Origin of the sequence: Psychrobacter sp. DAB_AL32B (assembly GCF_002224105.1) — a bacterium.
Lineage (GTDB): Bacteria > Pseudomonadota > Gammaproteobacteria > Pseudomonadales > Moraxellaceae > Psychrobacter.
Genome location: NZ_NEXU01000052.1, coordinates 73,976 through 98,787, shown reverse-complemented (window position 1 = coordinate 98,787; position 24,812 = coordinate 73,976). Strand labels below are relative to the sequence as shown.

22 protein-coding genes are annotated in these 24,812 nt (G+C 42.2%); 5 read left to right on the top strand and 17 right to left on the bottom strand.

Annotation, left to right across the window (positions count from 1 at the left end; all coding sequences use genetic code 11):
* The 10 genes from CAN34_RS06275 to CAN34_RS06230 all read right to left on the bottom strand — a co-directional run.
* Nucleotides 1–1,137, bottom strand: a 1,137-nt coding sequence (locus CAN34_RS06275; protein ID WP_089554925.1) for a triacylglycerol lipase, incomplete at its 3' end; no start/stop codon positions are given.
* A gap of 229 nt (nt 1,138–1,366) precedes the next feature.
* Nucleotides 1,367–3,580 (bottom strand): PhoX family phosphatase, encoded by a 2,214-nt coding sequence (locus CAN34_RS06270; protein ID WP_089554921.1) that lies wholly within the window; start codon nt 3,578–3,580, stop codon nt 1,367–1,369.
* Nucleotides 3,581–3,844: 264 nt separating this feature from the next.
* Nucleotides 3,845–4,561 (bottom strand): fumarylacetoacetate hydrolase family protein, encoded by a 717-nt coding sequence (locus CAN34_RS06265; protein ID WP_089554920.1) that lies wholly within the window; start codon nt 4,559–4,561, stop codon nt 3,845–3,847.
* Nucleotides 4,562–4,642: 81 nt separating this feature from the next.
* On the bottom strand, nt 4,643–5,368 hold the full coding sequence (locus CAN34_RS06260) for an ABC transporter permease (protein ID WP_089554919.1): 726 nt from the start codon (nt 5,366–5,368) through the stop codon (nt 4,643–4,645).
* 14 nt (nt 5,369–5,382) lie between these two features.
* Nucleotides 5,383–6,117 (bottom strand): ABC transporter permease, encoded by a 735-nt coding sequence (locus tag CAN34_RS06255; protein WP_079690827.1) that lies wholly within the window; start codon nt 6,115–6,117, stop codon nt 5,383–5,385.
* Between the two features lie 415 nt (nt 6,118–6,532).
* Nucleotides 6,533–7,519, bottom strand: a complete 987-nt coding sequence (locus CAN34_RS06250) for an ABC transporter substrate-binding protein (RefSeq protein ID WP_089554918.1) — start codon at nt 7,517–7,519, stop codon at nt 6,533–6,535.
* Nucleotides 7,520–7,609: 90 nt separating this feature from the next.
* Nucleotides 7,610–8,545 carry a transporter substrate-binding domain-containing protein gene (locus tag CAN34_RS06245; RefSeq protein ID WP_089554917.1) on the bottom strand — a complete coding sequence of 312 codons (936 nt, stop codon included), beginning with the start codon at nt 8,543–8,545 and terminating at the stop codon, nt 7,610–7,612.
* Nucleotides 8,546–8,686: 141 nt separating this feature from the next.
* The gene (locus CAN34_RS06240; protein ID WP_174668345.1) at nt 8,687–9,487 is read right to left on the bottom strand and encodes a transporter substrate-binding domain-containing protein; all 801 of its coding nucleotides are present in this window, start codon (nt 9,485–9,487) and stop codon (nt 8,687–8,689) included.
* 334 nt (nt 9,488–9,821) lie between these two features.
* Complete coding sequence (locus tag CAN34_RS06235; protein ID WP_089554915.1) at nt 9,822–10,619, bottom strand: ABC transporter ATP-binding protein; 798 nt, start codon at nt 10,617–10,619, stop codon at nt 9,822–9,824.
* A gap of 197 nt (nt 10,620–10,816) precedes the next feature.
* A complete protein-coding gene (locus CAN34_RS06230; protein WP_089554914.1) occupies nt 10,817–11,155 on the bottom strand; it encodes a hypothetical protein in 339 nt (112 codons plus the stop codon).
* A 520-nt stretch (nt 11,156–11,675) separates the two neighbouring features.
* On the opposite strand from CAN34_RS06230, the gene CAN34_RS06225 reads away from it, so the two are divergent.
* The 4 genes from CAN34_RS06225 (at nt 11,676) to CAN34_RS06210 (ending at nt 15,623) form a co-directional block, all read left to right on the top strand.
* Nucleotides 11,676–12,977 (top strand): glutamate-5-semialdehyde dehydrogenase, encoded by a 1,302-nt coding sequence (locus CAN34_RS06225; RefSeq protein ID WP_089554913.1) that lies wholly within the window; start codon nt 11,676–11,678, stop codon nt 12,975–12,977.
* Between the two features lie 161 nt (nt 12,978–13,138).
* Complete coding sequence (locus tag CAN34_RS06220; protein WP_089554912.1) at nt 13,139–13,909, top strand: ribonuclease domain-containing protein; 771 nt, start codon at nt 13,139–13,141, stop codon at nt 13,907–13,909.
* A 1-nt stretch (nt 13,910) separates the two neighbouring features.
* The gene (locus CAN34_RS06215) at nt 13,911–14,249 is read left to right on the top strand and encodes a barstar family protein (protein ID WP_089554911.1); all 339 of its coding nucleotides are present in this window, start codon (nt 13,911–13,913) and stop codon (nt 14,247–14,249) included.
* Between the two features lie 102 nt (nt 14,250–14,351).
* A complete protein-coding gene (locus CAN34_RS06210; RefSeq protein WP_079690819.1) occupies nt 14,352–15,623 on the top strand; it encodes a sodium/glutamate symporter in 1,272 nt (423 codons plus the stop codon).
* A 79-nt stretch (nt 15,624–15,702) separates the two neighbouring features.
* On the opposite strand, the gene CAN34_RS06205 is transcribed toward CAN34_RS06210, so the two are convergent.
* From CAN34_RS06205 to CAN34_RS06175, 7 genes are all read right to left on the bottom strand, one after another.
* Nucleotides 15,703–15,999, bottom strand: coding sequence for a hypothetical protein (locus CAN34_RS06205; protein WP_123891907.1), 297 nt, complete (start codon nt 15,997–15,999; stop codon nt 15,703–15,705).
* Nucleotides 16,000–16,067: 68 nt separating this feature from the next.
* Nucleotides 16,068–16,634 carry an IS630 family transposase gene (locus CAN34_RS06200; RefSeq protein WP_121509224.1) on the bottom strand — a complete coding sequence of 189 codons (567 nt, stop codon included), beginning with the start codon at nt 16,632–16,634 and terminating at the stop codon, nt 16,068–16,070.
* A complete protein-coding gene (locus CAN34_RS06195; protein WP_089554908.1) occupies nt 16,561–16,914 on the bottom strand; it encodes an IS630 transposase-related protein in 354 nt (117 codons plus the stop codon). The genes CAN34_RS06200 and CAN34_RS06195 overlap by 74 nt, the downstream gene beginning before the upstream one ends.
* Before the next feature lie 59 nt (nt 16,915–16,973).
* The gene (locus CAN34_RS06190; protein ID WP_089554907.1) at nt 16,974–17,753 is read right to left on the bottom strand and encodes a hypothetical protein; all 780 of its coding nucleotides are present in this window, start codon (nt 17,751–17,753) and stop codon (nt 16,974–16,976) included.
* Nucleotides 17,754–17,907: 154 nt separating this feature from the next.
* A complete protein-coding gene (glyA, locus tag CAN34_RS06185) occupies nt 17,908–19,164 on the bottom strand; it encodes a serine hydroxymethyltransferase (RefSeq protein ID WP_079690817.1) in 1,257 nt (418 codons plus the stop codon).
* Between the two features lie 402 nt (nt 19,165–19,566).
* Complete coding sequence (locus CAN34_RS06180; protein WP_089554906.1) at nt 19,567–20,073, bottom strand: chorismate lyase; 507 nt, start codon at nt 20,071–20,073, stop codon at nt 19,567–19,569.
* 245 nt (nt 20,074–20,318) lie between these two features.
* Nucleotides 20,319–21,674, bottom strand: a complete 1,356-nt coding sequence (locus CAN34_RS06175; protein WP_089554905.1) for a GNAT family N-acetyltransferase — start codon at nt 21,672–21,674, stop codon at nt 20,319–20,321.
* 650 nt (nt 21,675–22,324) lie between these two features.
* On the opposite strand from CAN34_RS06175, the gene CAN34_RS06170 reads away from it, so the two are divergent.
* Nucleotides 22,325–24,544 (top strand): NADP-dependent isocitrate dehydrogenase, encoded by a 2,220-nt coding sequence (locus CAN34_RS06170; protein WP_089554904.1) that lies wholly within the window; start codon nt 22,325–22,327, stop codon nt 24,542–24,544.
* The last annotated feature ends 268 nt before the right edge of the window (nt 24,545–24,812 follow it).

Below are 24,812 nucleotides of genomic sequence, written 5' to 3'. Positions count from 1 at the left end.
CAAACGCGTCGGATGACGAAACTCTGCTGGGAGGACGCTGCGCCCTTCTAAAGACTTCCAGTCAGCATCCCGAATACTGCCGTAACGTAAGTCAATAATACCGGCACTACGCAAATCGCCCAATGTCGCCAATGACCCTGCAAATGGCAGCTTCGCGATTTTATCTTGGACAAAATTACCAATGCGCTCTAAGCTTGCGCCATGATGCGGCGAGCCTAAAGTAACGAGATTACCCACGCGTTTTACCCAGCTAAAACCCTGTTCTTTACCATAAAACAGCGCACTACGGCTCACCAAACCACCCATACTATGACCGATTAGATCAATCTGATTGATGTCTGGATTATCTTCAACTAAGTTTTGCAGAACTTTAGCAAAGTTACGTCCGTTACTTGAGATACGGCGACCGGTATTGTAATTTAAATAGAGAACGGTCGAATTTGGCAAGCTGCTGACTAGCGTATTACCTAGATTATTCTCTCCAGATATCTGCCAGCTTAAGTGACTCATGCAAAGCCCGTGGCATAAAACAATTACTCGCCCTGACAATGCACCGCTTTGCACATAATTATTCTTATCATACAAAGTCATCGAAACTGCTAGTGGATTGTCATGATTGACCAGATGATCGCCCATCACCCCATTTAAGATATTGACCATGCGTCGCAAGTTTTTCGGTAGCGGTTGTACTTTTTTTGGCTTCAAAATATTGTTATAAAGGCGAAGACCAACAGCGATGTTATTTCCAACCAATTGCATCGTATTGCGTACTGCGCCATAAATTCGTCCGGTGATACCGCGCTGCCACTGGTCAAGATTACCATCATTAAAACGCCCTAAAGGACGCAATAGAATCTCGCGGTGGACAGCCTCTACAATATCAGTAACCTCAACCACACCCATCGTTGCCAGTTGAGCCAAGCCTTCAAAAAAATCAACCAAAGAAATTGGCTGATACGGCTGAGTGTCACTGTTATCTACGTTTTCTGCGCTCAGCTCATCCACATAAATATACTCAAGTTTATCCAACTCTTCATAGACATCGCCTTGAAAGTCAGATTCGCTATCGGCACCAGGTGGACGCCGAGTCGTGGCAAATAAATCATGAATGGAATTTAGAGGTTTTGGACTGCGCATAGTTTTCATATATCAAGTAATGAAGGGAGTTTGCTATATTATCCTGTAAAGGCGACAAACAGAAGAAGATGATTTAACCATCAAGTACGTTTATTGTCAAAGAAGTACTCAATCTTCTAACATCAAAGCTTGCACATTAGCGACTATTGCCCAAAACATAAAAATCCCAAGCCATGACTTGGGATTTTTATGTTTATTAAGACATATCCGTACTGATGTAAATATTTAACTAGACAAACGACTCTGCCAGTATGACATCGCCATCCTCGCGTGTAATCATCACGGTTGCTGAGCGCGGCGTACTGCCTCCGGCAACAGCGCCCCAATTATTACCCGGGTGCTGAATATTAATAAATAATGTTTTAAAGTCTGGAGTCATGGTAATACCTGTGACTTCGCAGCCTTCAGGACCGACAAAGAAACGTTTGATATTGTCATTATTAGCAGGCATACCGACTCGGGTGTGTTGTCCTGCCGAAGTCGTGGTAAGCGTGCCATCGCTGACATTACCGGGTAGCGCCGCCAGCAACATACAGCTGCTGGTATCGGTATAAGCGCCATCATCCGTTTGAATCCACAATACGCCACGTGGATCGAAGTACAAACCATCGGGTGAAGAAAAATCGTTATTATCATTCAATTGTGATAAGTTTTCTGCTGGCAAATCACTCGGCGCAGCAAATAAATAAATATCCCATTCAAAACTCGTTGCTGCATGGTCGCCACCTGCTTCCGCCCAGCGAATAATATGACCATTGTCATTGCCGCGCGCTTTGCCACCAGTATCATAACTGCGCGGATTGGACGCTGAGACTGGCTGATCATCACGTACGCCGCGATATTTATTATTGGTCAATGTGACATACACATCGCCAGTCATAGGGCTAACCGACACCCATTCTGGTCGATCCATTTTAGTGGCACCAACCGTATCTGCCGCCGCACGGGCAAAGACCAACACCTCATCTTGTCCATTAAAGGGCAAAACAGTATTGGAGGCATCCAGTCCGTTTTGACCATGGATCAGCGCTTTCCATTCGCCACGACCATTTTCATTAAAGATGGCAACATAGAGCGTGCCATCATTCAAATACTTGTCGCCCGCTTTTAACCCACCACCGATATCATTATTTGACCATGTGGCTTTGGAAACAAACTTATAGATATATTCGCCTCGAGCATCGTCCCCCATGTAAAATACCACGGGTTTTCCTTGCTCAACAGGGGCATAGGCGCAGTTTTCATGAGCAAAACGCCCCAGTGCCGTGCGTTTTTGGGGCATAGATTTTTGATCAAAAGGATCAATCTCGGTGATATAACCAAAGGTATTAAAGCCATTACGATAATCATCAGCAGCACTATTACCGACGGCGGTCATATCCCAACGTGAAAACTCGTCTGCTATCTTGGCATCTTTGGCTTCAGGAGTATGCCATAAATACTCCCAACCAGGGAAATTCTCTGTCGCCCCGTAGCGTTCGCGACCATAGTTATGCCCATCGCTTAATTGACTGGCATCTTGCCCACGTGCAAATACACCTAAGAAATTCTCTTCTGTCGTCAAATAGGTGCCCCAAGGTGACAAGCCTGCACCGCAGTTATTATTGATACCGCGAGTCTGAAAGCCTGTCGGATCAAACTTGGTCTTAACCAAATCAGAACCGGCAACTGGCCCAGTTAATTGTGCGGTCGTACTGCTGGTGATACGGCGATTGTATTTCGAATTAGGTACCATCTCATAGCCTATGCCATCGGCGCTTCGGCTCATCTCAACCACAGCTACCCCATGGCAATTGACCTCTCGGCGCACGTCGCTCGCGAGGCGGCGATTTTGATAAATTGGCGCGGCGTTATTATCTTGAACCACATGATAGCCAAATGGGCTCAGCTCGCTACTATTTACATATTCATGATTCATCACCAGCAGCCCATTTTCTGATGCTTTGGCATCATAGGCACCTTCCTTTTTGCCAAAGAACCACATGCCATCATGGTTATCACCCATTCGCCATTCGAATGATTCTGCTGACTGCTCTCGATTGTCTTTCCAATCATCGATACCAGAAATCAGCGGCGTACCAAGAGGCAGTATAATCTCTGCTTTATAGCCTGCTGCCACGCTCATCGTTTCGGCAGTGGAATGCGCCACTGCTGTAAACTTCAAAGTTTCGGGGCGCTTGAGATCACCTTGTGCAGGGATAGCAACATTATTATCGTTATTATTGTTGTTATTGTTGGTAGGACTGCTGTCATCGTCATCACTACAGCCAACCAAAGGTAGCGCGCCAAAAAACGCCGCTGCCGTTAATCCTGTGCCACCTTTTAAGATACTACGACGGTTTAAACGACGATTAATAATGGTTTGAAAATCGATATTGTTGGTCGGATTGGAATCTTCAACGACTTCATGGGCAAGTGGTTGTTTGTTATTCAATAATGTCATTATCAGTCACCTTGCTGTTGGGCTTGATTAGCATAAAAGAGTTGATTGCAATCTTATAGTTGCAATCATTAAAATACGAATTACGCCCAAGTCTACTGAGTGTTTATGACAGTACGTTGACATCCAAATGATAATTTGATGATAATCTAATGACAGTCCTGTTTGATGACCTTATAAAACAAAAAAATCCCAAGTATTAACTTGGGATTTTTTGATAGCGTCGATGCACTTAAAGATTAAAACCATACTGCTGCTACCGTAAATTTATCGAACTCGCGCTTGCCATTCATGCGCGCCGAGTTTTAGCGTTAGCGCATCACCTGCCTGCAATACACCAACGCCACTTGGCGTACCGGTCATGATGACATCACCAGCTTGCAGACTAAAAGCATGGCTAATATTGACCAGTAACTCATAGACTGGAAATAGCATCAAGGCGCTATCGCCATCTTGCTTTAGCTCATCATTGATATAAAGCTGATATTGGACATTGCCAAAGTCACCGAACGCTTGCGGCTCAAGCCAATCACCAAGTACACAGGCGCCATCAAAGCACTTGGCGCGCTCCCATGGATGACCCTTTTCTTTTAGCTTGGTTTGTAGCTCGCGCAAGGTTAAATCCAATCCTAGCGTCACGCCACCGATTGCTTGTTGTGCTTGTTCAATCGTTGCCGCAGACAAATCCGCTGACAGCTGAATACACAGCTCGGCTTCATAATGCGTCTCACCAAAAATTTCTGGGTTTGGGCGCACAACGCCATGACGCATAGAAACGACCGCAGAGGTTGGTTTCATAAACAACATCGGCGCTGTTGGCACTTCATTGCCCAATTCACGAGCATGAGCGGCATAGTTGCGACCAACGCAAACGATCTTGCCAATAGGCGCACGTAAGCGCTCATCAACGTTTGTAATAGCTTTATCGTCATTGACACCAGCAGCAATAGCATTCGCTAACGACATATGTGGTGATTGGCTCATATTAGGCTCTCACAGCAAATTATGGATATTTTTATTGGGAATAGAGGCAGCACTATCTATAGCCATCTCAATGCCAAATAATTAAGGAATTGTCTTAGTTAGCACATCTGGTGGCACATAGCTTGTGTGACGATTCATTCTTTTTTCAAACATTCTAAAGCTAAATAAGATAACCCACGATAATAGGAGATAGACAATACCCGCAGCAAAGAACAGCTCCATCAAGGTATAAGTCCGTGCACTAATCGTACGAGCGACGCCAGTGATATCCATCAAAGCAATGGTTGAAGCCAGCGCACTGCCCTTTAGCATAAAGATAACTTCATTACTGTAGGCTGGAATCACGATACCAAAAGCACGCGGTAAAGTAATACGCGTCAGTTTTTGCCATTTTGACATCCCAATCGCATCGGCAGCTTCGAGCTCACCCACTGGAATATTTTGGATAGCCCCGCGAATAATCTCTGCCAAATAAGCACTGGTATTTAAGGTAAAGGCGATAATAGCGCACCAATACGCTTGACTCAGTACTGGCTCCCATAGGAACGACTCACGTACCGCTTCAAACTGCCCAAGACCGTAATAAATCAAAAATATCTGTACCAGTAGTGGTGTGCCACGGAAAAAGAAAATATATAAAAATGGTAATATCTGTACCATCCAGTTTTTGGACAACCGTAACAGTGCCAAAACCAAACCAAAAAACAGTCCGATAACACCTGATATCACAACCAGCTGTACAGTCAATACTGCACCACCGAGTAAATCAGGAATATGATCAAAAATGACCTGCCAATTCCAATCCATAGTATCTCTCCCTTTTATCCTATGGTCGATTGACGGTGAGTGGTTTGACGGCTCAGATTTTTAGCATAACGCGCCGCCGGATTGGCACGCCATTCAAGCCACATCATAAAGCCAGTAATCAGCATGGTCAGACCCAAATAAATAATCGCCGCCGCCATATAAAAGGTAAATGGCTGCTGTGTTGACTGCGCCGCGCGCGAGGACTGATACATGATATCTTTGAGACCAACGACTGAAACCAATGCCGTGTCTTTGAGCAATACTAAAAATAAATTTCCCAATCCTGGCAAAGCGATCTGCCATACTTGTGGTAAGGTAATACGATAAAAGGTCTGAAAAGGACGCATACCTATCGCTTGTGCAGCTTCACGTTGTCCTATCGGAATCTCTTGAATCGACATGCGAAAAATTTCAGTCGCATAAGCACCAAAAGCGATAGACAACGCCATCACACCGCCCCAAAAAGCACTAATCTCGACATAGTCGTTATAGCCGAACTTTTTGAGGATGCTCATCAGTAATATAGAGCCACCATAATAGATAAACAGTACCAATAACAGCTCAGGAATACCGCGCATCGTGGCGGTATAGACAGTCGCAAGCTTACGCAGCAGCCAAATATTAGACAGCTTCGCTGTGGCACCGAGCAAACCTAAAGCCATACCGATGACCAAGCTGGTCACGGCAAGCTGTATGGTGACGGTAGCGCCGCTTAATAAAAGCGCGCCAAATCCTTGTAAATCAAACACAATTATCCACTCAGTCTCTTTATATTAGCAAGTTGCAAAATATGAGTTAAAAGAATCAGCATCAATGGCTGAGCGCTGCTAATAAGCGTATTTTAGACCAAATAGATATTGATCGCTTGCGTCATAGATTGACGCTAGATTCATACGATTATTGCCGCGGTAATTGACGCAGTAGAAATGAGCGCCGATTTTATCATATTCGTCCGCCGCTATGTTAATACTGACGCGTAAAAGCCGTGCCTAAATAGACACTTATACTGTTAAATAGCAAATAAAACAGCTAAACCTGACTAAATTTGACAGTCAGTGACACCTAAAATAGTAGCGTTACAGTAAAAACTTCAGCAAAAAATAAAAAAAGACATCGCTATTTAAGTGATGTCCTTCTCATTATTCATACCATTTTATTTAGCTGCTATTGAGCGCTGCTATCTGCCACTGCTTGCTCAGAGGTTTTCACAGTATTGCTTGTAGTATTTGTATTTGTATTTGCCACAGTACTCGTAGCAGATGCGGGCACAGCAAAGTACTTTTGATTGATTTTATCGTAAGTGCCATTGGCTTTTATATTGGCCAATGATGTATTAATTTTTGCTCGTAATTCATCACCTGGGCGTACAGCGATAGCAAAGTTATCATTGATATCAATCTCTTCGCCTTTTAGCGCATAATTACTACCTGATGGTGAGCTGAGCCACTCTATCGCTGGCAGTTTGTCAGATATCATGGCATCGACGCGACCAGCACCCAAATCTAAAAAAGCATTACTCAAAGTATCATATAGCTTCATATCGGCTTTTGGATAAGCTTTTTCTAACCACTGCGAAGAGATGGTTGAACGCTGCGCGGCAATAGAGTGAGAATCGATATCGCTGCTATTGGTTGGATCAAAGGCACTGTCTTTTTTGGCTAAAAAAACCAGTGCATTGCTAAAGTAGGCATCAGTAAAGGCAACCTGTTGCGCGCGCTCAGGAGTGACTGACATCGCTGCAACAATGGCATCATATTTACCAGCCTTCAGACCGGGGATAATACCGTCCCAATCTTGCGCCATGATGTCACAAGTCATTTTCATATCCGCACAGATAGCATTGGCTATCTCAATATCAAAGCCACCCAATGTCCCATCTGCATTGGTATAGTTAAAAGGCGCGTAAGCCCCTTCGGTACCAATACGCAGTACATTATCATCTGTTGAAGCTGCTTTTGCTTTAGCAGTTTCAGCAGCATCTGAGCTGACACTAACGTTAGACTCATTTTGACCATTGCTACAACCAACTAAGGCTAAGAGCGCAGCCATTGCTAGCATCGGCTTTGAGAAATGCTTACCTGCTACCAACATAGTAGCAGAGGTGCTGGTCATTGAACCTGAAACTGCAACTGGGACAAAATGGTTGCTCATAATCATCCTTGATTTGATTGCTAAGTAAAATACTAATAGGCAGTGGTTAAAATACGTATTGGCTAAAATAATCATTAACCAAAAACAGTATTAGTTCGTCGCTGCTTCTGCTTGCTCTTCTTTGGCAATCACAGCGTCAGCAGTATTAGCATCATCAACGACCACTACTTCTTTAACGCCACTCGTCACGCCTGCTTTTTGCACAGCAGCGGTTGAGCTGGTTCCAAAGTAACTACCCGTAATTTGGTCATAAGTACCGTTATCTTTTAGCTCAGCCAAAGCTTTATTAAATTTAGCGACTAATGGATCACCTTTACGGAAGGCTATTCCCATGGCATCTTCGCTGGTACTGATTTCTTGACCTTTAACTTCATAGTCTTTACCAGCTTCGGTTTTTAGCCAATCGATCCCCGTCACTTTATCAGACATCATCGCCCGAACACGACCTGACGTTAGATCTAAATAAGCATTGTCTTGAGTGTCATAAAGCTTAATATCAGCATCAGCATGTTTTTCTTGTAGATACTGCGAGGCAACCGTTGAGCGCTGTGAAGCAATGGGCTGACCTTTTAATGCTTCTACATTGACATCATCCCCTTTTTTACCGATTAAGATGATGCCCGTATGAAAATAAGGGTCGCTAAATTCGACGACTTCTTTACGTTCAGGCGTAATAGACATACCCGCAATAGCAGCATCAAACTTCTGCGCATTCAGTCCTGGAATCAAACCATCCCAATCTTGAGAGATAACTTCACATTTCGCTTTCATTTGTGTACATAAAGCATCGACCAGCTCAATCTCGTAGCCGATCAGTTTGCCATCAGCATCAGTATAGCTAAAAGGCTTATAGCTTGATTCTGTCGCGATTTTTATGTTCAAAGGCGCATCAGTAGCAGCATCCGTTTCGGTACTGTCTACGGGTGCTGAGCTATTATTACAGCCTGCCAGCATAAGCATTGCTGCGCTAAATGGCGCTAACCACAAGGCTTTTTTAGTTATCGATGATGTCATTGAAATGATCATATTTATTATTCCTTAATATATTTATCAGCCGTGTATTAATCCGCCATTTATGAATTAAAGGCTGCTTAGCAACGCTATTCATCAACGCTATTAATGATGAGCATTGATTAAAGCCATGGATTCAAGGTTAGCAATCAAAGCTTATTGACCAAAGTTTTGCTGTTCAAGACGTGCAAGCTCACCATTACTACGGATTTCGCTAAGCGCTTTATTAAAGTCTTCTTTAATTGCATCACCTTTACGGACAGCAATGGCAATATTATCGTCATTATCAATTTCATCACCAACGATACCGAAGCCTTGTGGGTTGTCTGCTAACCATGATTTGGCTGACACTTTTTCAGCTAACACCGCATCACTACGACCAGATTTTAGGTCTAAATAAGCATTGTCATAATTATCATATAGCTGAACGGTATTGCCGTCTTTGCCTTCATAATTGTCTTGCAAATAAGCGCCAGGCGTCGTTGAGCGTTGACCACCAAGCGTCAGGTTATTGATTGATTTAGGATCAAAGCTGCCTTTGGTATCGGTCAGCCATACCATCGTGTTGGCAAAGTAAGGCTCGCTGAAATCAACTTTTTCTTGACGTTCGGTAGTGATAGACATACCAGCAATCACCGCATCGTACTTTTGTGCCAGTAAACCTGGAATAATACCGTCCCACTCTTGGGCGACTATTTCACATTTGGCTTGCATCTGCTCACATAAAGCATTGGCAACGTCGATATCGAAACCCGCCAAACTGCCATCGGCATTGGTATAGTTAAAGGGAGGATAAGCGCCCTCGGTGGCGATACGAATGGTCTTGCCAGCTGTTCCTGCTGCGGGTGCATCAGCATTGGTATCAGTGGCTTCATTGGCAGGCTGACTACAAGCACCAAGCATTAGCGCGGCGGTGACGGTCATCGACGACCATAATAGGCGAGAATTCGACATCATGTGTTCCTTAAATTCTGATGGATTTTTTAGTATAAAGGTCTGATATTTTGTGCTCTGACATCCCTGTCCGATGAGTCACTCAGGTAATAGAATATAGAGGCAGACGCCATTAGCAACTGCCTATAAACCTTTTGATAATACCTGAGTAAAATATCAAAAACAAACGTTTTGCCTACCGGCTGTGATTATAGGGTAATAAAACTACTAACAGAGTTACTCAGGCGTAATCTTGGTCTCTCAAATGTCGCTACAGTGACTGTAACAACGGTAAAGCTGTCATCACATAAGATAAAGTTCGTTTTCTAATTTTGACGATGCTTAGTTTTGACAATGATTAGTTTTGACGATGCGATGCCATAAAATCTTTGACACGCTCAGATTTAGGATTATCAAAGACTTGTTCAGGGGTACCAATCTCTTCAACAATACCTTGATGTAAGAACACAACCTTGCTCGAAACTTCACGAGCAAAACGCATCTCGTGGGTCACAATCAGCATAGTGCGTCCCTCTGCTGCCAGCTCTCGCATGACGGCAAGCACTTCATTGACCAGCTCCGGATCTAATGCAGAAGTTGGCTCATCAAACAATAGAACCTGAGGCTGCATCGCGAGGGCGCGGGCGATAGCGACACGTTGGCGCTGACCACCGGATAGGTTTGCAGGATACGCATCTTTTTTATCGAGCAGACCAACCTTATCGAGCAGTTTTTCAGCATCGCTAATGGCTTGGTCTTTTTTTATTTTTAAAACTTGCATTGGCCCTTCGATTATATTTTGTATAATCGTTTTGTGCGGCCATAGATTAAAATTTTGGAATACGAAACCCACGCGCGCGCGCAAGCTTTCTAACTGCTTGATATCAGCCGCTTGCAGCTCGCCTGACTTAGCAGGCTTTAGCATCAGCTCATCATTACCGATGATGATGCGACCCTGATTGGGCTTTTCAAGCAAATTGATACAGCGCAGCAGGGTCGACTTACCTGAGCCGGACGAGCCTAAAATAGAGATGACGTCGCCATCATAGGCGGTGAGAGACACCCCTTTTAGCACATCCAATGAGCCGAAGCTTTTATGGAGGTCTTGTAAATCTAAGGCGATAGGCCGAGTCGGATTCTTTGCAGTATCAAGCATGGTTTAGCAGACTTCCAATAAATATGAGTGAAAATGTGAATAAAAAAGAGAGGTAGAAAAAAGGCAAGATCTATAGCTGCTGATCTTCAGATTTTGGGCGTTAAAATAGCCTCTATAAAATAAAGCCCATAACGCGCAATCAGTTATAGGCCTCATTTTATCATCTTAATACTGTTAGCGCTGTTTTATCTACTGAATTAGTAAGTTGAAATATGCTCTTCGCTCTCACTACCATCCATTATTTCTGCATCATCAGCAGTCGCCACGGCAACATCATCATTACTACCGACGACCATACCATCATTAGCATTGGCATCGGCACTTGCAACAGCAATATCATCAGAGCTGCCTGCAGTGGCAACGCCCGTCGCCTCCTCTTCTACCGCAGTCTGTGCATCGACTGCTGGTGCAGCTTCTATAGGAGCCTCTTCTTTTTTACCGCAGGCGCTTACCGTTAATGCCACTGCTACCAATCCCACAGTCAGCCAGCTTTTATACATGCCAGCTTTTTGAACCTGATTATTGTCAATTGCCATTTTTATTCTCCATTTTTAGTATTGAGCATTTAAGCATTATTATTAACAATTACTTAGAAATTGCTGAAAAACCACGTAACCGCTTATGACTTACTATACTCACGATTGATAGCCACTACCTTAGCAATTACAGCGGACTTCTGTTAAAAATACGTAACAATAAACTGGTCTTAAAATAGCGGCTATCTCATTAAATGGACAAGACTAAATATATAGAATTAAGCATAAAAAAATAACGTCGTAAAAAGACACTGCAACGCTTGCAGAAACAGTCTTTGTTCACAAAATCGACTTTACTATCGTCGTAATCTCCTCTATGTTAAATAGCAGAGCGCCATAAGGGTGCTGAAAACCATATCTTTGTAGATTATTGATGATATTTGGCAGCTTTACTGCCTTTTTAGTTACTTTTACAGCTATTTTAGCTGCTTTTATTTATTTTCGACAATTTTATAAAAATCTAGGGTCTATCATTACGGGTCTACAAACCGCTAATTTATAAATATAAGGAATAAGATTTATGAGTCAATCGAATACCACAGATATTACCGCTTATATGCAAACGGTCGGTAAGCAAGCGCGCGCGGCATCAAGGGCACTCGCTGCTGCTAATACTGGCGATAAAAACTCAGCACTTATGGCGATTCATGAAACGCTAAAAGATGCCAAACAAGATATTTTAGCCGCCAATAAAATCGACATGGATAACGGGCAAAAGAACAATTTAGACGCCGCTCTGCTTGATCGCTTAGAGCTCAATGATGCTCGCTTCGACGCTATGCTACAAGGTTTAAAAGACGTCGCGGCGCTGCCAGACCCTATTGGTGAAGTCACAGACATGACTTATCAGCCATCTGGTATTCATCTAGGAAAAATGCGCGTGCCACTTGGTGTGGTTGGTATGATTTATGAATCGCGTCCGAACGTGACTTTAGAGGCTGCCTCTTTGGCACTAAAGTCAGGTAACGCTATTATCCTGCGTGGTGGTTCTGAGGCATTTGAATCCAATCAAGCGATTGCTAAGTGCATCTTAAAAGGGTTACAGAAAGTCGCTATGTCTGGGCATAGTGTCCAAGTGCTAGAAACCACCGACCGCGCTGCCGTCGGTGAGCTTATTACTATGACTGACTATGTCGATGTCATCGTACCACGTGGCGGTAAAGGCTTGATTGAGCGTATTAGCCGTGATGCTCGCGTCCCCGTGATCAAACACCTAGACGGTAATTGTCATACCTTTATCGATAGCGATGCGGATGCTGAAATTGCCATTAAAGTAAGCGTTAATGCTAAAACCCATCGCTACGGCACTTGTAATACCATGGAAACCCTATTGGTTGATGAATCCGTTGCCAATGAGCTATTACCAAAAATTGCTGAAGCAATCGTAAAAGCTGATGATGCCATGCAACTGCGTCTTGATGATAAAGCGCAAGCTATTTTAAATGATAATGCCAGCCTTAAAGGTCATTTATCAGCCGCAACAAGCGAGGACTGGGATACCGAATATCTCGCTCCTATCTTAGCGATTAAAATCCTATCCGGCATTGATGAAGCGATTGAACATATCAATACCCATGGCAGTCATCATACCGACGTCATCATTACTGATAATTATACCAAGTCGCAACGCTTTATCCGCGAAGTTGACTCAGCAAGCGTCATGATTAATGCCTCTAGCCGTTTTGCAGATGGTTTCGAGTATGGTCTTGGCGCTGAGATTGGCATCTCAACCGACAAGATTCACGCGCGTGGACCCGTTGGACTCGAAGGTCTAACGTCACAAAAGTGGATTGTTTATGGACATGGTGAAACGCGCGCTTAAATTATTACGTCTTCAATACAATTTGTAGGCCTGTCTGCAGTATAATTGTTACATAACGTCAGCTTAATTGCTGGCGTTTTTTTATTTTTAATAAATATGTTATATATGACATATAAGCATTATTTTATCTGCAAAAACTTTATCGACAGGATGATACGCCCATGCAAAGTGGCACGATTAAGCATTGGAATTCAGATAAAGGCTATGGCTTTATCAATGTCGATAATCAAAGTGAAGATGTGTTTTTTCATGTGAGTACAGTGCGGTTATCACAGCCAATCAGCGAAGGGCAACGCGTTTATTTTAATAGTGAACGAAACGCTAAAAACCAATTGAGAGCCACTGAAGTCACCTCTAATGAGTTGAGCATATTAGAAACCGCAGATTCAAAAAGTTCAGTGCCAAATTCAGCTCATCGCCGTGCAAAAAATACTGGTCGAAATGACTCCAAGAGTACTCAGACAAATCATAAAATAAAAAACCATCGTAACAATCAACCTAAAAAAAGCTCTCTATCTACCCTATTTAGTTTGATCGCCATTATTGCTGTCGCGGTTTACTTCTTTGCAGATTTAAAATCCAGTCTTTTTGCAGATAGTACGCAACCGGATACGATATCGCAGACTTCCTCTGAATCAGCCAGCACCTCAAACGCAACTGCTATCACCGGTGATGTGCAGATAGATCGAACCATTGCGCTGATTCAGCAAGGTGGTCCTTTTCCTTATCCTAATAAAGATGGCACGACGTTTTATAATCGAGAAGGCAGCTTGCCTACGCAGTCACAAGGCTACTATCGCGAATATACCGTACCCACGCCAGGTGTTTCTCACCGCGGCGCCAGACGCATTGTCACCGGCGGTTATCCACCGACCATTTATTATTTGACTATCGATCATTATGATAGCTTCAAAAAACTGGAGGTAAACTGATATGAGCCAAGCGATTTATTACATTAATCAAAACAGCTCTGCCCTTATTGGCAGTATTCCTGAACAAGCGATTAACATTCCTATTGGCGACGTCTTAAATAAAGAAACTCTATTGACTAGCTTAGCAAAAGTAGGTAGTTTCCCCAGTTATTTTTCGCATAACTGGGACAGTGCTTGGGACTGTTTGACTGATAGCGATATAAAATACCTAAAGATTTACGTAAATGAGGTGGAAAAAATAAATACTGAGGACTTTAATGTCTTTAAACGCATCGTTGAGGACGCCTATAACGATTTTGGCAAACCACAATTATGGATTATTGTGGCATCAAACGACTGATTTTAGTCGCTAATATCACAGGAATCTAAATTCGAGATAAAAACAGATTTATCCCGAATTCAGGTTAATTTATAGAGTTATATTTATAGAAAGGATTAACTTATGGAAGTTACACTAAATGGATATTACACGCTAATATTTGCAACACTAGTGCTGTTACTTGGGCGCTTCTTGGTTAAGAAAATTAAGTTCTTGGAAGATTTTAATATTCCAGAGCCTGTCGCGGGTGGTCTAGTTGCTGCCGCAATCGTATATGCGCTTAATTTGCTATGGGGTTATACTTTTAACTTTCACCAAGGTCTACAAACAGCGACTATGCTGATGTTTTTTGCCTCAATTGGTCTGAGTGCCGATTTTGGACGCCTTAAAGCAGGTGGCTCACCGTTACTCATTTTTACCATCGTTGTATCTGTTTTTATTGTTTTACAGGATGTGGTTGGGGTGGCAATGGCAAGCGCACTTGGGCTTGATCCACTGCTCGGTTTGGTCACAGGTTCTATCGCTCTAACAGGCGGGCATGGTACTGCAGGGGCATGGGGTGTTGTGTTAGAAGAACAATACGGTGTGGTTGGCGCCACAACCCTCGGTATTGCCGTTGCTACTTATGGTTTGGTTGCAGGCGGTCTGGTTGGTGGTCCTGTTGCACGCAGATTGATCAATAAAATGGGCATTAAGCCAGCACCCATAAATCCAAATCAAAGTGACGTTGAAAAGCTTGCTGGTCAGCAGTCTTTATACAGTACCAAACACACCGAAGATAGTGATGACAGACATGAAGAGATGTTTGAAAAGCCGGATAACATTCGTCTGATTACCGCTTCTTCTACCATTGAAAGTCTGGCATTATTTGCAGGCGCTTTAGCGTTTGCCGATTTGATGACCATCGTTGCAGAGGGCACGGCATTTGAGTTGCCAACCTTCGTTTGGGCATTGGCAGGCGGCGTGATTATTCGTAATGCGCTGACCATGGTCTTTAACTTTGATATGTTTGACCGCGCGATTGATGTGATTGGTAATGCTTCGTTAAGCCTATTTTTAGCCATGGCACTGTTATCCTTAAAACTATGGGAGTTAACAGATTTGGCAGGACCGGTCTTGATAATCTTACTTGTGCAAACTGCCGTCATGATTGCTTATGCTTATTTTGTCACCTTTAGAATCATGGGCAAAGATTATGATGCCGCCGTTTTGGCAGCCGGACATTCTGGTTTTGGTATGGGCGCAACGCCAACTGCTATTGCTAATATGCAGGCAGTTACTGATCGCTATTTGCCGTCACCAAAGGCATTTTTGATTGTACCGATGGTTGGTGCTTTCTTTGTCGATATCGTTAACGCGACGGTATTGCAGATATTTACTAAGATACCGTTCTAAGCTATTAATGCAACGTAATTAGACTAAAATGAATAAGGCTGGACTACGATAATGTAGCTCAGCCTTTTTTAATACTCGATTATTCTTGTGCACTCATTGCCATAGTATCGTCCATTAAATTACCATGTACATGACAACCAAACAATAAACAGCCAAAAAATGTTCTAAGGAATTCTTTTTTTATACTATCGTCAGGCTTATGATAACTATCAGCTTTTAGCCTAACTCTTATATTACTAATGACATTTTTTGTATGTTCTATAGCTTCATTTTCTTGTTCAAGTAAATCTAGCTCATTTGCTACTCGATAATTTTCAGCCTCAGCTTGAGATTCAGCCAACGATTTGACTTCGTTTTCAAGCGTAACTTGTTTCATCCTATGCCATTTATCTTGATCAGCTTGGTAGATGGCATACCATATCCATTCCCATGAATCATCTATAGTTAATCCATAATAAAAGAGATACATCCCATATCACGAAACAGTTTAGGTAGATTATTCTCCATCCACCCTTGTCGTAGAAACTTAGCTTGTGCCCACTTCTTTTCAATGGGATTTAGGTCAGGACTATAGGGTGGCAGCCACAAAATACGATGGCCATGTCTGTTCAGTAGTTTTTGAATACGCTTATTCTTATGAAAACGAGCATTATCCATAACGATCACACACTTCGTTTTAAGGCTTGGAATAAGCGTGAACTTGCACCAGTCATAGAATATACGGCTATTGATATTCTGCTCAAAGTAATCCAGGGCAAATAGCATCTTTTCATATAAGGCACCAATGACATTAGTACGCTTTTTTGCTTGCCAGTTGTAGCGATCAATGCAAGGTTTTCCTATTGGTGCATAGCCGTAAGGGCGAATAGTTTCAGCCTCAAAGCCGCTTTCATCCATGAAAATGATGGGATAGCCTTGCTTCATAAAACGATCAAGCTTACTCTGATATTCCGCTCTTTTGATTGGACATGCTTTTGGATGTCCTAAGGTCTTTTTTTTGACTGATACCAAGGCGCTTTAAGGCAATCTCAATACCTGATTTGCTACAATTTAAACGCTGTGCTCTCTCGTACATATAATCGTCTGGATACTGTTCAACATCTTTTAATAGTGCGTCATTCGGTATTTTACTGGGTGGTTTCTTCCGAGTTTGTTTGATGTTTGGGTTTTTCAGCCAGCGCTGTAATGCGGTTTTACTAATATTGTAGAAAGTACACGCTTCACGAATACTCATGTCTTTATTTTTAACACTTTTGATCACTTGCGCTCGGAAGTCTGCTGAATAGGTCATATATTCTTATACCATTTCGCCTGTTTTAAAACAATTGTATCTTATTTATAAAAGACTGACTATATATAATTATCTGAAACCATTTCACTTGCCAGCTCATATTCGCCTATTCTTGCATAAAGGTTAGCAATATCTAAGTTATCACACTGGGTGTTTTTCTGTAATTGACTTAATAGCATTAATGCTTGTTGCCTATTTCCTATCAAAATATACAGTCGAGTTTGATTGAGTAAAAGCTTATATTTTTCATCATCTAATATAGCTTGCGATATTGCTGCTCCAAAATCATAGCTATTCAGATTTTCTAATAATTGTATACACTGTAAAAAATAACTAAGCGCTCGATCATAGTCATCCAACATAGTACAGCTACATGCAATATTGTTATATAAACCGATAGGAATTAGTGGGTACAACTGACGATGTTTGAGTGGCGCATTAGAATACTTATCCATAGCTATCAAACAGTACTTTATAACTTCCTGATAGTGCTCGACAGACTTAAAAGCAAAGCTATCGTCTGTTAACCCAACATCAAAGCTGAGCATTTGAGCATAGCTCGCATATGGATAATAAGACTGTGGTTGCAGAAGAAGAGCCTGTTTTTGTAATTCTATACCCCTCTTTTCTTCACTCCAGTACTCTCGATTTAGTTGAAATGCTAAATTATGGGTATTTTCTATCGAAGGATTAGTTTGGTAAGCTTTTTCTAAATACTCTAAGTCCTTATCACCCTCTGGATTTTCGATATAGTAAAGCGCAATTATCGCTAATAAATTATCATCATCAGGATGCTGCCCTAACTGCTCGAGTAATTCATCTATATCATAGTCTGTCATTTTTATTACTCTTTAACGGCTGTCTATTGAAGATTTAGCTTGTAATCCATAACCTATACCAATCTATCATTATATTACTCACAAAAAAACCGCCTAACCATTAAGCTAAGCGGTTTTTTGTTTTATTCAACTCTTAATAAGAGCAGATTAAAAATTACTGGTTTTTAGCATATACAGGAAGCTCTTTACAGATAGCTTCTACTTTGCCACGTACTTCAGCGGTGACTGTTTCATCGCCTCGGCTGTCTAGTACATCACAAATCCAACCAGCCAATTCAGCGGCTTGCGCTTCATTGAAGCCACGAGTAGTAATCGCTGGTGTACCAATACGCACGCCTGAAGTCACAAACGGAGATTTAGGATCGTTTGGAACGGCGTTTTTATTCACAGTAATGTGCGCATCGCCAAGCCATTTGTCCGCTTCTTTACCCGTCATTTCTTGCTTCACTAAGCTGATCAGCATCAGATGGTTTTCAGTACCACCAGAGATGATTTCATAGCCACGGTCGATGATTACTTTCGCCATTGCTTGGGCGTTTTTAACCACTTGCTGCTGATAAGTTTTGAAGTTGTCTTCTAATGCTTCTTTGAATGATACCGCTTTGGCAGCGATAACGTGCATCAATGGACCACCTTGGTTGCCTGGGAATACCGCTGAGTTTAGCTTTTTCGCCAGCTTCTCATCACGAGCAAGGATCATACCTGAGCGTGGGCCACGTAAGGTTTTGTGCGTTGTGGTAGTGACCACATCCGCAAAAGGTACTGGGTTTGGATAAACACCGCCAGCAACTAGACCAGCAACGTGTGCCATGTCAACTAACAAATAAGCGCCAACTTCATCAGAGATCTCACGGAAACGCGCCCAATCGACCACTTGTGAATACGCTGAAAAACCAGCGATGATCATTTTAGGTTTGTGCTCTTTTGCCAAACGCTCAACTTCGTCATAATCGATAAGACCAGTTTCTTCAACCAAGCCATACTGTACAGCGTTGTAGTTCAAACCTGAGAAATTGATATGCGCGCCATGCGTCAAGTGACCACCCGCGTCTAAGCTCATACCAAGAACCGTATCATTGGCATCTAACAATGCTAAGAAAACAGCAGAGTTTGCTTGGCTACCAGAATGCGGCTGGACGTTGACATACTCGGCACCGAATAGCTCTTTTGCACGGTCAATGGCCAATTGTTCAACGACGTCGACGTGCTCACAACCACCATAATAACGCTTACCAGGATAGCCTTCAGCGTATTTATTGGTCAGGTCGGTACCTTGCGCTTCCATAACCGCTTGTGAGCAGTAGTTCTCTGAAGCGATAAGCTCAATATGGTTTTCTTGACGAACGCTTTCAGCAGCCATGGCTTCAGCAAGTACGGGATCAAAATCTTTGATAGAAATATCTTTAAACATAGTAAAATCCTAAGTTGTGACTGTCGTTAGTAGTAACTTTCATTGAAAAGAAGTAAGTAACAAAAGAAGTTTGAAGTAGGCAAGCAAAAGTAGTGTGCTTGTTATTAGCTTGTCAGATTTAACAATAAATTCGATACGCGCTTGCATCGATATCATCGCTAAAGTTTAAGTGTAACATGAAAATTTATGTTACGACCGCAAAAAAATCTCACCTTATATTGAGTAGCCTACATGGTGATATTTATTTCTTATAAATACATATCAATCAGTATTTTGCGAATACATAACCCAAATACAAATTATGAAGTTATAAGACATTTATTAACTAAAAACCTCTTAATAATAAAGAGTGAAATAATAGTTGACCAATTGGTCGATCATTTTATTTTGCTAATGAAGCATTTAAAGGTCCAACTGTGTTTGACAGAATTGCGGCAAAAACGTCTCACTAATCAGTAATTTGCGCCCATACCAATCATAAAGCGTCTGCCGTTGCCAGCCATCTGTTGTATGTTCGATAAAGCGTTGATTGGGTAAGGTGCGACTGCGCTTAAACAATACATAGCCAATCGGTGTGCTTTTTAACTGTTGAAGACGGCGCGCGCGACCCTGCAAACTTGATAACGGAAAAATACTTTGAGCTTGCACCCATGGCAGCTCATCATTACCGTATAGCTGCGCCTCACGTACCCACGCTAATAATGGACGACTCAACGCCGCACCTTGCAGCCCTAATTGCTTTTTTTGTATTAAAGACAATAATCGATAACCCTCAAAGCTGCGTTCTACGCGTAGCGGCTGCCCTGCTTTTTCCTCTAGCAAGGCAGTAAGAGAGCCTTCGGTATTTAGCCAAGATAATAGCTCAGCCGGAGGTGATGAATTGGTAATACAAGAAAGAGTACTGGTCATAGTTTATGGCTAATAGGCGCTTATTAAATAGAAGCTTGTTAAAGAAGAAAGAAGATTAATCATTGCTATAGTCAGGTCTAAATAAAAAAGATACAAGTCAAACAGTGCTTTGCTGGTATAAAATTTCCTCGCTTGCTGTGTGCTTTGCACTCCAGAGGCTTCGAAAAATTCATTCCAGCAACGCTGTATTCTTTTAAAAGTGTATGAACTATATCAAACATTAGTACTATCAAACATTAGTACTATCAAACATTAGCACTATCAAACATTGGCATATTATCAATATTAAATGGCAAAGCCTCAAATGCCTGCTCTCGATACTGCGCCATATGTAGACGATCTTTTTTACAAAAATCGCCAATCGCTGGTACAAAACGCGAATCATAAATGCGATGTAAGGAGTGCGTTTTAGTAGGGACAAAGCCACGAATCAGTTTATGCTCGCCTTGTGTACCGGGGTCAAAATAAATTAAGCCTTGCTCGATCGCAAACTCAATACCTTGATAATAACACAGCTCAAAGTGCAGGCTATCATACTCGCCAAGCGCACCCCAATAACGACCGTATAAAGTCGCATTTTTACTATCGGGTTTATCATATAAAAACAAACTACTAGCGATAATTTCACCATTTACGTCAACGGCTTGTGCCAACATTAGGTGCTCAGCCATACCATTCGCCAGTGCTTTAAAAAAATCCATGGTTAAATACGGCTGTTGTCCACGTATCGCATAGGTCATCACATAACAATGATAAAACGTTTTCCAGTCTGCCTCAGTAATCTCATCACCGCATTTTCGCTGGCAAGTGATACCTTGCTCAGCGACTTTTCGTCGCTCAGCACGAATGGTTTTACGCTTTTTGGCTCTGAGCGTCGCTAAAAATCCTTCGAAGTCAGTAAATGGTTCATCATTATGACTGAGATTTTTATTTTGCCATAAAAACTGGCAGCCTTGGCGCTCAAGTATCGGCGTATAAGCAAATGTCGAATCAAAAGCAGGATTTTGGGCTTCAATACCAAGATTGATATCGGTATCAACGGGCATTAACGTGGTTGCGATAGCAGCAAACTCAGGCGTGACAAACAGTCCATGCCAACCTGACGCACCAACTTGCTGAGCAATATCATCTACTCCTGCAATCGCAGTTTGCACAATCTCAGCATTCAGTTTTTCGCCACGCGCCAACCATAAACGCTCGCCAGTGACTGGGGTATAAGGTGCACTAGTGACTAGCCGAGGATAATAGTCGAGACCATACTGTGCATATGCCTGCGCCCACGCATGATCAAATACAAACTCGCCTTGATGATGACCCTTTACAAATACTGGCATCACTGCAATCGGCTCTGATATATCTAATGGCGATGATGACAATGGTGCCAATGATGCTGTTAAAGAATCTGTTATCGCTGTGCTACTAGAATCCTCTACTCGATATATCAACACATAAATAGGCAACCAGCCCGCCTGCTCGCCAATCGCTCCGGTGTCACTGAGCGCCTGCCAAAAAGCGAATGACATAAAAGGGGTGTCTGGTATTTGCCACTCTGCTCGATTCTGCCAGCTCATATCGCCAAGTAGTGCGTACTGTAAACTCATAATGCTCACTTTTTATTTTTGTATACGCTTAGCCTAGCAAAATTCTACTTATATGCTGTCACAATTTGCAGACTAAATGAGCAAAATAGATAAAAACGATTTCTAAATAGTTATAAATCAACCATAAAAAAAGCTATCTACAGGAATATAGATCACTTTTTATGATTGATTAATTTTTTAAAATAGCATTAGAGGCGGCTTGTCTGTTACTTGTATCTACAATGTGACTATGCGCTTTATTATTTATATTAAAGAATAGCGTTTGTATAGAAAGGATGAAATTTTATCAGATGACTGGTAGAATAAGGCTCTTAATAGCTTAATGTAATTCAGATATATTAGAAACAAGCGAAAACGCTACACTTAGTTCATTATGCGAGATTGACATCGCAGCTGATTTATAATTAGTTAACTATAATGTGGCGTCCGCCATTCACTTTCAGGCAGTTCAGACAAGACAGTCAAATTGCCTTCTTAACGAAAGAAAAACTCTAAGTAGACTCGAAAGTCTTCAAGAGACTGCCTATAAAAAAACAGCTATAAGCTATTTAGTCTAACCGCATGGCCCATTACTACATAAGGGCTGTATAGCATTATTAAATTATATTTGTGCCTTATTATTAATTACAATCAAAAGGAATGTCCTACTAATGTCAAAAATTATTTATACAAAAACTGACGAAGCACCAGCGCTAGCGACCCTCTCATTTTTGCCTATTGTTAAAGCTTTTACTCACACGGCAGGCATTGAGGTTGAAAGCACTGATATCTCTGTTGCAGCTCGCGTGCTGGCTGAATTCCCTGAGTACTTAAACGAAGAACAACGCGTTCCTGATAACCTCGCTGAGCTTGGTCGACTAACGCAAGATCCTAATACCAATATTATTAAACTGCCTAACGTCAGTGCCTCTATCCCCCAGCTAAAAGCCTGTATTAAAGAGTTACAAGACAAAGGCTATGCGATACCTGATTTCCCAGATGATCCAAAAACCGATGAAGAGACAGAAATCCGTCAGCGCTACGGTAAAAGCCTAGGCAGCTCGGTGAATCCTGTATTGCGTGAAGGTAACTCAGATCGCCGTGCACCGAAAGCGGTCAAAAACTACGCGCGCAAACATCCGCATTCTATGGGTGAATGGAAACAGTGGTCACAGACGCACGTATCGCACATGCACAGCGGCGACTTCTATGCTGGTGAGCAATCTATCACTCTAGATAAAGCGCGTACCGTACGTATGGAGCGCGTCGCTGAAGATGGCACTATTAATGTCTTCAAATCAGGAATTGCTTTGCTGGACAAAGAAGTCATCGACCTGATGTTTATGAGCAAAAAAGCGCTGCTTGAATTTTATGAGCGTGAAATGGAAGATTGCCGCGAAGCTGGTATTTTATTTTCATTGCACGTAAAAGCCACCATGATGAAAGTATCGCATCCTATCGTATTTGGGCATGCGGTTAAAACATACTATAAAGATGCCTTTAGCAAACATGGCGCTTTCTTTGACGAGTTAGGTATTAACGTTAATAACGGCATGGCAAGTTTGTATGAAAAAATTGCCGAGTTGCCAGCCAGTAAGCGTGAAGAAATTGAGCGCGATTTACATGCTTGCCAAGTACATCGTCCACGCCTTGCTATGGTTGATTCATCAAAAGGTATCACCAACTTCCATTCACCAAGTGACGTGATTGTCGATGCTTCTATGCCGGCTATGATCCGCTCAGGTGGTAAAATGTGGGGCGCCGATGGTAAAATGTATGACTGTAAAGCCGTCATGCCTGAGTCCACCTTTGCTCGTATCTATCAAGAAATGATTAACTTCTGTAAATGGCATGGCAATTTTGATCCAACGACGATGGGTACTGTCCCTAACGTTGGCTTGATGGCACAAAAAGCAGAAGAATATGGCTCGCATGATAAAACCTTCGAAGCGAGCGATGCAGGTATGGCTCGTATTGTTGACGAAGAAACTGATGAAGTATTGCTTGAACAACGTGTTGAAAAGGGCGATATTTGGCGCATGTGTCAGGTAAAAGATGAGCCTATCCAAGATTGGGTGAAACTTGCAGTACGCCGCGCACGCGAATCAGATACGCCAGTTATCTTTTGGTTAGACCCTTACCGTCCACACGAAAATGAGTTGATCAAAAAGGTTCAAACCTACTTAAAAGATTACGACACCGATGGTCTGCATATTGAAATCATGTCGCAGGTTCGTGCGATGCGTTATACCTTAGAGCGCGTTGCTCGTGGTCTTGATACGATTTCTGCTACTGGTAATATCTTACGCGACTATCTAACCGATTTATTCCCAATTCTAGAGTTAGGAACGAGTGCTAAAATGTTGTCAGTCGTACCGCTTATGAAAGGCGGCGGTTTGTTTGAAACAGGCGCCGGTGGTTCTGCACCTAAGCACGTTCAACAATTGCTTGAAGAAAACCATTTACGTTGGGATTCATTAGGTGAGTTTTTAGCCTTGACGGTATCTTTGGAGCATTTGGCACAGAATGACGGTAATACCAAGGCTCAAGTATTGGCGGATACGCTTGATACGGCGACCGAAAAACTGTTATTAAATGACAAGTCGCCATCACGTAAAACTGGTGAACTAGATAACCGTGGTAGTCACTTCTATCTGACCATGTACTGGGCTCAAGAGCTGGCTGCGCAAGATCAAGACAGCGATCTAAAAGCGCAATTTGCGCCACTTGCGCAACAGTTAGAGAGCAATGAAGCAAGTATCGTTAAAGAGCTAAACGAAGCTCAGGGCAAACCTATCGATCTTAAAGGCTACTACTTAGCAGATGAAGCATTGGCTGAGCAAGCGATGCGTCCAAGTGCCTTATTCAATGATATATTAGCCTCATTGTAATTGGCTCTAAACCAGCTTTAAATTATCTATAAACTGGGCTCAGCTAGCTGGGCTCAAGTTAGGAAAAATAAAACACCTCAAAGATTTTTGAGGTGTTTTTTTGGCTGTCATTTTTGAGAGCTTTGGATTTATGAGAATTTTTCAACCGCATAAAAAAGCCATCTATTTTTAATAGATGGCTTTTTTATGCTTTTATAAAGATAGTCAGAGTACAGTTAAATCGATACATTAATAATTAGTAGCCACGTTCTACTGGGATAAATTTTTC